This is a genomic window from Novosphingobium sp. SG707 (assembly GCF_012275515.1).
Lineage (GTDB): Bacteria > Pseudomonadota > Alphaproteobacteria > Sphingomonadales > Sphingomonadaceae > Novosphingobium.
This window is the reverse complement of the sequence record NZ_JAAZQL010000011.1, coordinates 114,868-127,433: the sequence shown is the minus strand read 5'-3', so window position 1 is coordinate 127,433 and position 12,566 is coordinate 114,868. Positions and strand designations below refer to the sequence as shown.

Below are 12,566 nucleotides of genomic sequence, written 5' to 3'. Positions count from 1 at the left end.
ACGCGCTGGCACAGCGTATCAGGGTCAGAATATTGACCGAAATCGTACTGGCCCATGGAAATGATAGCCTCCCATCTCCCGCCGAAGGGACAAGGCCGATTGATCTAAAGCCGAGAGTCGGGAGGTTGCACCTCGAAGATAGAGGTTAAGGTCATCACTTGCGCTGCGCGGGATCTATGGCAGAATTGACGGTGACGGGCAGGCCATCGGGAAGGACGATGGAATATGCCAAAAATGACCGAAAGGGATCGGCTAGCCGATCTTGAAGCGCGTCAGCGCAAGCTGACCGAAGACCTCGAAGATGCCCGCCGGACGATGCGCGGGAAATATGCAGCCCTGCTGAATGACCTCCCGATCGAAAAGCTTTCGGAACGCGAGTTTCGTGAGCTTCTGACACAGGCCATCCGCGTGGGTGGAACAGCAGCGCTGGCGGCCATGAAGGGGTTACCCCCCGTGACCTGATTGCGGCTGCGGCTCTATGACGATGTCCGACAGAGGGGAGACACGAGGAACTCGCTTCTGTCGGCATCCGAACGCAGGATGATGAAGCGCTCCTCCGGGGCAAGCCAGATCACGATGAAACAGCCTCGCTCCGCAAGTCGGCGGATATTGGCAAGGCTCCCCCTGCTTCGTCCATCCCAGATCGCGAAACCACAGGATGCGTCTCCCGCCATCGCCATATCCTTGGGGATATGAAAGGCGGCGGTGCCCCTGAGCGCGGAGGAGGGAATATTGCGAACCGGCCACTTCCCGGCATTGTTGCGGGGGGCATCGCCTGAACAATAGACCGTTACGCTTTGGCTGTTGCGATCGCAAAGAATGCGTTGAACCGCGCGATCAACGCCTCTGGCATCCCCGATCAGGACGGAAAGCTGGCGATCCAGAATAGTGCCAAGACGCTCGACGACGGGTTCGGGAAGCGCTGTGATCGACAGAGATCCCGATATGAAAACGGCGGAAGTTCCTGAGGTTGAATGGGGCTTGGCGGACATGATCTGATCTCCTTGTTAGACCACTTGGCCGCCCCCTCCTCTCCTCTGATGTTGATCCGCCCTACCCTCACCAAATCATCACTCGCCCGGATCAAACCCACCCGCAGGGTGTCCCTGCGACGAGCACGGCAGAGCCGCGCGCAGGAGGCCGGACCGCCCTGGCGGATCCGCATTGCCACCGTGACGGACCCGCCTGCGGGTCCCTGAACGGGGGCAAACTCAACGCCCAAAAGAAAACGAGGGCCAGCCCGGCAAACCGGACTGGCCCTCGCTGCGCAACGTCACTGCGCCTCCCACTGCTGATCGGCCAGCGTGACATAGCGTGCCGGCACCCGCTTATCCTTCACCAGGCGCGCAAGATGCGATTGCAGCCCGGAGCCTTCGCAAACCAGCGCCTCGACGGGCCGTAATCCCACCATCTGCTCGTTGCGGACAAACCCCGCCCGCTTGCCAAGCTTGGCGCTGAGACGGAAGGTGATCAGCGTGACCTTTCGGGCCGCAGCCCATGCTGCTGCCATCGCGTCACACCCCTTGTCCTGTGCTGTGGTCGCCAGCACCATCTGCGGATGCCGGGCCTTCGCTTCATCGAGCTTACCCCAGATCAGCTTGTCATCGAACCAGCATTCCGCTCCGCCAGAGAAGATGACGATGGGGCCTTGCGGGTTATGCGCGTCAATCCGGCGCTGGCGGCGTGCGGCAAGAAAGTCGGTGGAGGCAATGACCGAGGCGGTGCGCTTGCTCGACACCAGCGATCCCTTTGGCGCCGACCACGGACGCCCGGTTTCGGCATGAAAGACCTCGGCGGCATAATCCCTCATGCAGCGCAATGCCTCGGTTGCTTCATCGAGACATTCGAGCCTGTCGCGTGCCTGCTCCAGTTCGACGCTGTGGATTTCGCTGCCGTCGGCGCAGCGCAGCAGGTCCTGTACCTCGCGCGTTGCCCTATCGGTCTGGCCCGCCCATTGGTCTGCCGCGTGGTGGAAGCTGTTGACGATCCCCCAGGCAAGGCGTTCGGCGGCAGGCTGTAACCTGGTGTCCCGCAGCACATCGAAGAGCGTCGTCACGATGAGTTCGACAGCAAGCTGCGCGGCCCTCGGATCGGGCATGTCAGTCGTCATTTCCTCCTCGGCATGCCCGATACGGATACCCTCAAGGTCGGAGGAGAAGGCAGCGTGGAAATCGTCGCTGGTCGTCGCCGTCTCCCGGGCGATAAATTCGGCGATGTCGGAAAATGCGCGGACGGAACGGTTGATCATGGTCATCGGAACCTCCTTTAGAATGGAAAGAGGTTCATCATTCGGCGCGGGCTCCGAGCGGCGGGGTCAAGGATCGCGCAGCGACCGGCGAAGCCGGCGATGGGGGCCACGATTTTTTGGGGCGGCCGCCACGGTGGCGATTGGGGCGCCATATCTGACCCGCCCCGAAAAATGGTGGGGCCCCGTCGTCCTTGAGGCCGTTGCGATCCCGTGCCAGACTTGGACTTCTTGAGAGAGATAGGAGGCTTGAGAATCGGGGGCTCGATGCCCCCGATTCTCAAAACTTTGCCTCAGCACCTGACCCTCGCGATTCCACCGGATCAGATCCGCGTCAGGACATTATGCCCCTGCTTCCGGCGGAATATAGGCAGCGAAGGGATCGCCATCGTACAGATGACCAAAGGGCGTAAACAGGAATTCACCCTTGTCACGACCGACCGCGCACAGGACGTAACGCGGTTCACCTGTTGCCGCGTCGGTGCATTCCATCAGCGCCAGATCTCCGGCCTCCGCGGCACGCAGCAGGGTCTGGAAATTGCTTCGGTGATGCTCAGGTATCGCCATGGTTTCCTCCCATGAGAATGGGGGCGCAGCCCGGCTTCGCCCCCGACAAGGCCATCGGAAAATCGAGCGGATCAGGCCGGTTGTCGCACCAGCCCCCGCTGCGGTGGGATGATTGTTTCGACCGGCGCCTGATCGGCCTTGCGGAAGGCATGGATCGGGACACCTGCTTTGCGCAGCGCCTGATAGAGATTGGCCTGAATGCCCGATCCCTCGCCCAGCACCGCTTCAACCGGTTGCAGATCAACCAGCTTGCGGTTCCGCAGAAAAGGCGCGCCGCGTCCCGAACCCGTCAGGGAATAGGTCACCAACTGTACCTCGCGACTACCCGCCCAGGACGCGACGATGGCATCGAAGCCGCGCCGCTGCGCTGTCGTTACCAGTGTCATATGCGGGATGCGTTCGAGAACTTTGTCCAACCGATCCCAGATCGGTTGCCAGTCGTGCCATTCGGCATGCCCCGAGGCGACGACAATCGGACCACGGGGACGATAGCGCTCGCGATCCGCCAGTTCCCGCGCCCGCAGGAAATCCTTGATCGCCACCTGCGTCGCGGTGCTGACTTTCGAAACCCGCGATCCTCGCGCCGCCGACCATGGCCGCCCGGAAAGCACGCGGAACATTTCAGCGGCATAATCACGCATGCATTCCACCGCATCGCGCTGCTCGGTGAGCGACTGGCAAAGGAGCTGTTTCTCTTCCAGTTCGGTGTTGAACACCTCGGAAATATCGCTGTGCCGGATCATTTCGCGCAATTCATCGGCCAACGCATCTTCCTGCTTTTCGAGCTTGCCCGCGACATAATGAAAGCTGTTGACGAAGCCCCACGCGATCTCGGCTGCGAGCGCATCAAGACGGGTGTCGGTCAGCAGATCAAAGACCGTGGCGATGATCGCGGCGCAATCGGCCTGGGCATGCAGCGGATCGGGCATGTCATGCTCGCCGGGTTCATCGCCCGGCTGGATGATCGAAAGCGGTATCGGATCGCCAAAGGCGCGCCTGAACTCAGGCGTGGCCGTCATTTCGGCGAAGAGTGCCGGCAGGTCTGTGAAGCGGCTGACGCTTCGAGATTGACTATGAGCCATGAGGAAAACCCCTTCTCGATGAAACAGGAAAAGGGGCGTGAACGCCGGATGGCGCACGCCCCTTTGGGTAAATCCGGGTCAGTGAGTCGTTTGCTGTGAACCCGGGCGAGGAACCGCGCGGATCAGAACAGCTCCGGCAATGTCGGATGCCAAAGGCGCCAAAGGCGTGCCTTCGAGCAGGTCATAGATCGCGGCGATAAGCTCGCCGCAGGTGACCCCGATCCATCGGTCATCCGGGCCATTCCGGGCGGACGCCGTAGGTACAAACATATCCCTGAAGGCGGGACTGGCCATGATGGCATCGCACAGGGTCGCAATATCAACCAGCGGGTCAAACCCGCGCAAAGAAGGAAGCAGCATGGTCTCTCTCCTCATCCGGAGAAAAGAAAAAGGGCCGGGAAGGCTTTGACACCTCACCGGCCCGGACCGAGTTTCGATCAGCCGAGGATCAGAACGGGTCTTCCTCGCCGAATGCCCCGCCGGCCTCGGTCAGTTCGCCGTTGCTGCCCACCGTGCTTTCGCCGAACCCGCCCTGATCGCGCATGCCACGATCATCATAATTGGTGCGGCTGGCTCCCATGTTCCCGCCAAAATCGGAACGCATGGTATCGCGACGCCAGGCGACCATGTAGCCGCCGTGATCGGCCGGAAAGAGCGCGACCGGCAGCGGCTCGGGCAGGCTGGGATCATCGATATTGCCGGCGAGGAAAACCTCACCGGTGCGCTTAGAAGCGGCCTCCCAAAGCGCGCCGACCTGAACCCAGCGGCGCGCGACATTGAGCGCGAGAATTTCATAGACAGGAGCCTTTTCGTTCTCGCTCTTCACCTTGCGCAGCCCAATGCGGGGAAGATCGATCGTGCGGGTGGCGATCGAGCCCGTCAGGCGGCCATTCTGATTGAAAATTTCACCGATGTTCATCGTCTTGACCTTTCGAATGTCGCTCGAAATCCATTTTCCGGCGACACAATCCCCGCCCCTTCTCTCCTCTGGTTCCTGCCATCTCCCCATGCGCCGTACGTCCGCCCGCCAGCGCACCGCTCTCCACCGGCACAGCCCCCTGCCTGCCCCACAAACCGCCGCAGCCACCCCGCAACTCCGCGCCAATCCCGAACAGAAAGAGGGCCAGGCGCAGAGCGAGGCGGCATGAAAGAGGGGATGCGCCTGATGGTGCGGCGGCAGCCGCGCAAAGGCCGAGGCAGCGGGGATGAACGGGGAGACGTTCCAATGGCATCCGCCGAAGATGGTCGAAAGCCATGGTGATCGACACACGAAAGTGCGTTCGCGGTATCACGGGCCATTAGCAGAAGGCGGCGGCCCGCACGGCGGATCAATAAAGGCTTTGATCGCAGAGACGCCGCGCGCAATCTCATCACCTGCCCCGACCAGCCGCGCAATTTGATCGAACGGCACGCAGATCAGTCGGTATGCGTCCCGGCAGCTAAACAACCTACCAATCATGAACCGGCAGAGCTTCGGCGCTATCGCCATCGCAATCGAGCAACAGAAACCGAAAGGCACGTTCGCGGCCAAAGGCCATCAGTTTCAGCAGGTCATCCGGCAATCTGGCCTGCTGGGCCTGACCCGGAAGCCGGGTGGGTACGAACCAGCCATAGACGGAGGCGGCTATATCAATCGGCCGTTCGGTTGGCGGCCAGGCTGCCCATTCATCGAGCAGCCGCGCGGTCTGAACCGTCAGATGGGCGGTCGACAGCACACAATATCGCCCCTGCTCGATCGTCTCTGCCACAACGGTCCGAGGATGCGAGGCAGGAACAAGGCGAACCCGGTCCTTGATGTAACTTTCCGAAGGATGCCGGTCGAAATAGGCGGCTATGACCTCGCCGTCGCTCAGAGCCTCGTGATCACGCTTATCCTCGATCTCACTCCACCATTCGCGGCAGAATGCCGCGATTTCCGCATCAAGGGACGCGCCATCCACCGCCACATGGAGGTTGGTACCATGCCTGTGCTCAATCGCGGCGGCATGGATGTCTATCGGCCAGGGAAGGGACGAAAGGCTCAAAGCATCCTCGCAAACACCGATCTCCCCGATCAAGGCTGCAAGGGCTGCGGCATCAAGATCATCAGGCGTTTCAAGCGCTGCGCGCGCTCTGGCAAGCAGAGCAAGGTGATCGTGGTGACTCGCACAGGCAGGCGTGGAACCAACCGGGTCAGATAGCGCCGGAACCTCTTCCACAGCATTTGACGCGGGGGTTTTCTCCCGGATGGCAGGATTTCGAGGATCCGACCAATCGATCGTCTCGACGATCCAACGGGGCACAAAGTCCCAATCGAAGGACAACGGATAATCGTCTTCGCTCGCGGCCCAGGCAGCTTCGAGGGCCTCCACCCAATTGACCACGACATAGCGCAGAGCCGACGTTCCCAGCGCGTCGAAGGATTTGCGCATGGCCAGCGCCCGAGCGATTGCGTCAGGATCGGTTGGTGGATGATCGCGCAATTCGAGGGTCGCTTCCCACAGGCAAGCGGCAGTCTCGAGATGGGATAGCGTATATTGTGCCATGGAGATAATTCCTCAGGCAGGCAGCGCAGCGCGCGAGCCCGATGACCGATGGGATCGGCGACCATCGGCCCTTCGATCCAGAAGGAGCGAAGAACAAATGCCACGCCAGGCGCTGCGCTGACCGCGCCAGAATGAAAAGGCGCGCAGATCCCGGATCAGGCCGACCGAACGGTAGCAGCCCGGCGGAGGCCCGGAATCCGCACGTTATCGTAAGCGCTGCCGACAGAAAGCTCGAGCGCCTGCAATTGCGCGGTAAACCAGGTGGTGGCCCGAACCGTGTAGGTTTCGGTGGCGAAGGGATCATCGTCGCTGAAAAAGGCGACATCGACGGTGAAGGATTGCAAAGGAATGGTCGAATGGGCGCGCATGGCGGCCTCCTTTCATGACAGATCATGACAAGGGCCATCCCGGCGCATCAGGCCGGAATGGGAAGCGAAAGGCAGGAAAAGCGGGAGAAGGACGGCGGCTTCAGAGCGCCTGTTCGAGCAGCTTCTTAGCCTTGCCTTCAAGTTCGAGGCGGCTGTCCTGATGCGGACGGGCACGCGCAACCGCCGTGATGCCCTGGACGAAGTCATAGAGGCTCTCGGGCGGGTGGCCCTCCTCGGCCAGTACGGTCTGGATGACTTTCGTCGTCTCAGCTTTGGAGAACCCTCTTCGGCGCAGAAACGTCTCGCGATCTTCATCCTTGCGCGCAACGATGCGTTCGCGCGCAGCCTTGATGCCGGTGATGAAATGCTGCGGCGAGGAATCCGCGAAATGCTCCAGCGCGGGCGCCGCCTGATGGGCAAACCGGGCGGCGGCGAATTTCGAGTGACGGATGTTCACTTCCTCGAAATTTTCCAGGCCCCACAGGCACCTGTTGGCGCATACGCCGCGCAGATAAAAAGTCGCGATGCCGAGGGTTTTCGAGCCGACCTCGCTGTTCCAGGCGTAAAACCCGCGAAAGTAGAGATCAGGTTCGCCATTGGGCAATTTGCCCGCTTCAATGGGATGGGTGTCATCGACCAAAAACACGAACACATCCCGGTCCGAGGCGTAGAGGGTCGTCGTTTCCTTGGTAATGTCGACGAACGGGTTGTAGGTCATGCTCGACCAATGGATCGTCCCAGGAACCTTCCAGCGCGTATCGCCGACGCCATCGCCCGCAAAGGCCATGATCGCCTGCACCAGTTCATGGTCCCAGATCCGGCCATAATCGGGGCCGGTCGCCGCGCGCAGTTCGGTGCGGCCGCCGTCTGTCTGCAGCAATTTCACCTGTTCGCCGCGATGGGTCATGAGGCCATGCTGAAGGTTGATCCCGGCAAGGGCGGCCGGAAGTTGGCGCAAATAGGAGGCAGGCGCGCCGACGAGGCTGGCCATCTGGCCAAAGGACCAGTTGGTCGGGGCAATCGGGCGCTCGTCACCCGGCGCCATCAGCATCAGGCGTTCGGGATTGTCGCTTTTGGCTTCAACCCGAATCGAACGGCTTTCGACGATGCGGGTGGAGGCCCGGTCAGCCCGCAGGCGCACGCTGTCATGGAGCGCGGATAGCGAGAGGAATTTCTCGTCATCAGGGCGCGAGAACCATTCGGACGACACCCGGCGGCTCATGCCTCCGCGTGACACATCGATACGATAGGGAGCCGACACGCCGGACGTGTCGCTCATGGGCTCAAGAGTCGCCATGGAAACTGTCTCCTTGAGATGCAGGGTGACAGGAACGCCATCGCTCCTGCCGCCCGCCTCACTCCCCCTCCCCCCTTTCTATCGAGGCCCGTTCGCAAATCATGACCGCGACACGTCCCGTTACTGGACCGAAGCAATCGCCCGGAGGATCTCAACCGCCTGATTAGGCGACAAAAACAGCCTCGTCTTGAAGGCGAGAACCTCGCTGAACGCGCCGCAGGACTTGAGCCAGTTGCGGCGTTCGGGAGGATAGTCGCGGATTTCGAGGCGGCGGCTGCCGTTCACCAAGGCCGTTACCAGTCTGGCTCCTTCCAGCCCGGGGATGGCCACGCCTTCCACCGCTTCGGCGCAGCGCAGCAGTTCAGCAGGTGTCAAAGCGAGAGCGTTGCCGTCCAGACCGAAGGCCTCCTGCAGCTTTCCAAGCGTGCGGGGATGGATAATCCGTCCAAGGATCGTGGTCTTCGCGCCGTCGTCGATCCGCCACACCCGGACATCGTCACTGGGCAATTTGTGCCAGACGGGCAAAAGGAGGCCGGTTGCGACATGGACGGTTTCGATCTCGACCTTGGTCAAGGCCTCCTGACACTCCGATTCCCACAGGGTCTCAAATTTATCGGGTTCGATAGAAACCCAATGACTCGCGGTCAGATCGGCCTCGCTTATACGTGAGGAACCGGTCGGTCGCTCGAGCGAGAGCATGGCAACGACACGGCCCTCCTCATCGGTGATCGACCATGAAGGCACCGCCATAGCAACGCGTCCCGACCGCGCATTGCGCAAGAAGGCAACGCCCTCGCGGTTTCCCCAGATCCGCATCAGCTGGGTCCACCTCGTCACCCGAGGTCTGAGGTGCAACTCGAGATGGAGCAATCGGGTCTCCGCGCCGGTGCGCGGATCGGTCCGCAAACACTGGTCGGTCAATGTCACGATCCTCTCGGCCCGGATCGTCTCGACGCCGACATCGAGCGTACCTGCCTCACGCGCGGCGTCGGCCCGGGCCTGGATCAAGCCCATATATTCCTCGAAGATCGCGTCCTGCACCGCGACACGCAGCGCCAACAGCCTGTTCAGCCAACGCTGAATCGGTGGCAACCGTTCGAGCAGAATGCCTTCATCATCGACCAGTTTAAGACCGGTCATTTCCTGAAACGCAGCCAGTTTGACACTGGTCAGCTTACCGCCGTGGAGCAGCCGGTACCACTGGGAGAGAGCCTCGCGTGCCAGGTCACTTTCCAGATTGTCCGATGGATCGAACATTCCCTGCCCTCCAGTCTGGCGCTGCCCGCGGGTCAGCGCGCCAAGACTGTCCAGCCGCCGCGCAATCGTCGAGATGGCACGCCGCTCACCTTTGCAATCGGTCACCACCGGGCGAAAGACCGGGGGAAAGGTCTGATTGGTGCGGTGGCTGCGGCCAAGCCCCTGGATCGCAACGTCAGCTCGCCAGCCCGGCTCGAGCAGGAAGTGGATGCGGCGTTTGTCCGCCGTTTTGCAGGATCGGTCCGCGTGATAGGAGCGGCCTGTGCCTCCGGCCGAACTGAAGACCAGGATGGGCTTGATACCATCCATGAACAGGCTGGTTTCAGCAAGATTGGCCCGGGCGCTGCGTCTCTCGATGGCCTGCCCACCATCGGGTCTGACGACAAGGCGGCGCGAGCGGCCGGTGACTTCGGCAACGCGGTCGGTGCCAAAGTGGGCGATCAGTGTATCGAGCGCGGCGGGCACCGCCGGCATGGCGCAAAGTTGCTCGATCAGTTCTTCACGCGCGGCGAGTGCTTCCTGGCTAAGCACAGGCTCGCCCAAAGCATCGACCATCGGTTCGGACCTGTCGGCGCCATCGCTCGTGCGGATCACCGCCATCTGCCGGACGGGAAAGGCATGGCGCAGATACTCGACAAGGATCTCGAGAGGCGAGACATCGAGAGACAGGTTGGCCCGTTCTTCCGCAGGCAGTTCGGCAAGCCGCCGCTCGAGAATGGCCTCGGCGGTTGTCACCAGCTGGATAACGGCGACCTGCCCCTTTGCGATTTCCTTTTCGATCTCGGGCAGCAGCGTCGGCATCTTCATGGCCACCAAAAGAGCCAGCCAAAACCGCTGTTTGGAACTTTCGAACCGGCTGAGCGCCGATCCCTTGGCGCGGGAATTGAGGGTCGCGCCCGATATGCGATCGACGATGTTTGTCGCCTTCAGCACCGATTCGAGATGCCGATGCACGATGGCCCATGCATCCGCGAAGGCATCGTAAATGGCGATCTGCTCGGAGGTGAGCTTGTGAACCAGCGGCTCATACTCGACACCAGCAAAGCTCAGAGCCCGCGCCGTGTACAGGCCCATGGCTTTAAGGTCGCGAGCCACGATTTCCAGGGCAGCCACGCCGCCTTCCTCCATGGAGGACAGGAACAGATCGCGATCCGCAAAGGCAGTGCCCGGCCCCCAAAGACCGAGACGAGAGGCATAGCTCAGGTTTTCCGGCTTCGTCGCCCCGGTGGCTGATGCATAGAGCACGCAGGCTCGCGGCAAGGCATTTTGCAGGCGAACACCGGCCAATCCCTGCTCGGAGCCGCGGGCAGAGCCAAACTCACTATCCGTGCCGGCAGCATTGCCCATCTCATGGGCCTCATCAAAAACCAGGATCCCCTCGAAATCCTCGCCGGCCCAGGCGATGATCTGCTGCAGCCGCGATTGCTTGTCATGCCGCGCGGAACGGAGGGCCGCATAGGTGAGAAACAAGATCCCGCTGGTCATGGTGATCGGGCTTCCAGGCGGAAAACTGTCGATCGGCTGGATATCGATGGGCAGCCCGCCCAGAGCCGAATGGTCTCTTCTGGCATCTTCCAGGAGGGCGGTGGAACGACTCACCCAGATAGCCTTGCGATACCCTCGGTTCCAACGGTCGAAGATGCAGGCCGCCACCGCCCTTCCCTTGCCCACACCGGTGCCATCGCCGATAAAGAAGCCGGTGCGATAGATATGGCCATCTGCCCGCTCTTCGAGACGGTCACCGGCGCTGTTGGGCAAAAACCTTCCGGGCAGATCGCGAGAAAATGCCTCGCCTGCAAGAATGACGGTTTCGAGTTGAGCATCCGACAGCGCTCTTATCGCGCAGCGCTGGAGCAATGGGCGATGCGTGGGCGCGGGCGGCGGGATCGACGCCATGGCGATCGATTCGACGAGATCATCAGGATGCGACGCCACCTCGGGGATCGCAATCCGTGCCAGACGCCACGGCGAATAGATGCCGACCGGCTCACCGGGCGCAAGGGGCGCGTCGAGGACCTGATAGGCCAGCGGTTCAGGCAGGTTACTTTCTGCTGCGATGCAGGATGGCGGCACCAGTCGACGAGACGGAGTCTTGCCGATCAAAGCGGCAGGTGATGGACGAAATGCAGGTGACGGGCGGGCGATGGTCACAGCCGTGGGCGGAGGCGGCGGATTTCCCGGCCCCAGTCTGGGCGGTATCGCCTGCACAAGGGGCAGCACTTCATCGATCGTGTCCGCCCCATAACGCTGGGGCTCACCGGCCCAACCCTTGTCGAACACCAGCAATCTTACCCCGATGGACGTTCCATGTTTGGCGTAGGGATGCCCGCAAATGGTAATTTCCGCGCGCGGCGGCACCATTTCGGTGACGGCGGTGTAGCCCAGCACAGCCGCCCCGCCGGATGCGAAATTGGGCGGCATGATCGCCACGCACCGTCCGCCCGGTGCAAGTCTGGCAAGGGCCGATCGCAGATGGCGGGCGCCGGCATGTTGATCCACGCCGCGTCCGGCGCTGCGGCTGAAAGGCGGATTGATCAGGATGAGCGTCGGGCGCGGCGTGGCCGAGAGGAGATCGTCGATATGCTCGCCATCGTGGCGGGTGACCGCCTGATCGAAGATGCGGGCGAGAAGATCGGCGCGCCTGCCATCAAACTCATTGAGCATGATGCGGGCGCCTGCGCGCCGCATATGGACGGCCATCATACCTGTGCCTGCGGACGGCTCGAGCCCGACATCATCGGGACGCGCTTGCCCGGCAAGCGCGACGAGCCAGGCGAGGCGGAGCGGCGTGCTGAATTGCTGAAATTCCACCTGATGCTCTGATCGATAGGTCTGGGTTGGCAGGGAGCGTTCGAAAGCGGTCAGCTTTGCAAAGGTGTCCGCCGGAGACGCGTCGCCGATCAACGGGCAATCGGGCGAAGCGAGCATCAGCACCTGGGCGGCTTCCAATGCGTCATAGGCATCGCGCATCGACCAGATGCCATCGGCATCGTCAGAGCCGAAGGCCTCGATCATAAGACGCTTGAGAGACTGGCGCGTTACCGTTTCGCCGCTGCGCCATCGTTGGTGGAGGGACTGCGCAACCGCATACAAACGCGACGCCGTGTCGGTTGTCGGCAACAGAACAAGTTGGGGAACATTCATAGACACCTCGGAAAGACACAATGCCCTTCACCTCTCATCGCCGCATGCACCCACCGGCATGCGAGCGCGAAGCGTTCGCAA

General features: G+C 61.9%; 12 protein-coding genes. 2 read left to right on the top strand and 10 right to left on the bottom strand.

What is annotated here, in order from left to right; genetic code table 11:
- The first annotated feature begins 225 nt into the window (after window positions 1–225).
- Window positions 226–462 (top strand): hypothetical protein, encoded by a 237-nt coding sequence (locus tag FHW92_RS22605; protein ID WP_168605549.1) that lies wholly within the window; start codon window positions 226–228, stop codon window positions 460–462.
- Between the two features lie 14 nt (window positions 463–476).
- Here FHW92_RS22605 and FHW92_RS22600 read toward each other — a convergent pair whose 3' ends face one another.
- The 6 genes from FHW92_RS22600 to FHW92_RS22575 form a co-directional block, all read right to left on the bottom strand.
- Window positions 477–992, bottom strand: coding sequence for a hypothetical protein (locus tag FHW92_RS22600; protein WP_168605548.1), 516 nt, complete (start codon window positions 990–992; stop codon window positions 477–479).
- Window positions 993–1,273: 281 nt separating this feature from the next.
- Window positions 1,274–2,254 (bottom strand): SLOG family protein, encoded by a 981-nt coding sequence (locus FHW92_RS22595; protein ID WP_168605547.1) that lies wholly within the window; start codon window positions 2,252–2,254, stop codon window positions 1,274–1,276.
- Between the two features lie 333 nt (window positions 2,255–2,587).
- A complete protein-coding gene (locus FHW92_RS22590) occupies window positions 2,588–2,812 on the bottom strand; it encodes a DUF6117 family protein (protein ID WP_168605546.1) in 225 nt (74 codons plus the stop codon).
- A 71-nt stretch (window positions 2,813–2,883) separates the two neighbouring features.
- Window positions 2,884–3,894 (bottom strand): DUF2493 domain-containing protein, encoded by a 1,011-nt coding sequence (locus tag FHW92_RS22585; protein WP_168605545.1) that lies wholly within the window; start codon window positions 3,892–3,894, stop codon window positions 2,884–2,886.
- A 78-nt stretch (window positions 3,895–3,972) separates the two neighbouring features.
- Entirely contained in the window at window positions 3,973–4,254 is a 282-nt protein-coding gene (locus tag FHW92_RS22580; protein ID WP_168605544.1) for a hypothetical protein, read from the bottom strand.
- Between the two features lie 88 nt (window positions 4,255–4,342).
- Entirely contained in the window at window positions 4,343–4,813 is a 471-nt protein-coding gene (locus FHW92_RS22575; protein WP_168605543.1) for a DUF736 domain-containing protein, read from the bottom strand.
- 88 nt (window positions 4,814–4,901) lie between these two features.
- Here FHW92_RS22575 and FHW92_RS22570 point away from each other — a divergent pair, with 88 nt between their 5' ends.
- Complete coding sequence (locus tag FHW92_RS22570; protein WP_168605542.1) at window positions 4,902–5,042, top strand: hypothetical protein; 141 nt, start codon at window positions 4,902–4,904, stop codon at window positions 5,040–5,042.
- A 300-nt stretch (window positions 5,043–5,342) separates the two neighbouring features.
- On the opposite strand, the gene FHW92_RS22565 is transcribed toward FHW92_RS22570, so the two are convergent.
- The 4 genes from FHW92_RS22565 to FHW92_RS22550 all read right to left on the bottom strand — a co-directional run bounded on the left by FHW92_RS22565 (window position 5,343) and on the right by FHW92_RS22550 (window position 12,356).
- Window positions 5,343–6,419 (bottom strand): hypothetical protein, encoded by a 1,077-nt coding sequence (locus FHW92_RS22565; protein ID WP_168605541.1) that lies wholly within the window; start codon window positions 6,417–6,419, stop codon window positions 5,343–5,345.
- A gap of 155 nt (window positions 6,420–6,574) precedes the next feature.
- Window positions 6,575–6,787, bottom strand: coding sequence for a hypothetical protein (locus tag FHW92_RS22560; RefSeq protein WP_168605540.1), 213 nt, complete (start codon window positions 6,785–6,787; stop codon window positions 6,575–6,577).
- 100 nt (window positions 6,788–6,887) lie between these two features.
- Window positions 6,888–8,084 (bottom strand): DUF932 domain-containing protein, encoded by a 1,197-nt coding sequence (locus tag FHW92_RS22555; protein WP_168605539.1) that lies wholly within the window; start codon window positions 8,082–8,084, stop codon window positions 6,888–6,890.
- A 120-nt stretch (window positions 8,085–8,204) separates the two neighbouring features.
- A complete protein-coding gene (locus tag FHW92_RS22550) occupies window positions 8,205–12,356 on the bottom strand; it encodes a strawberry notch family protein (RefSeq protein ID WP_246870366.1) in 4,152 nt (1,383 codons plus the stop codon).
- Window positions 12,357–12,566: the final 210 nt, after the last annotated feature.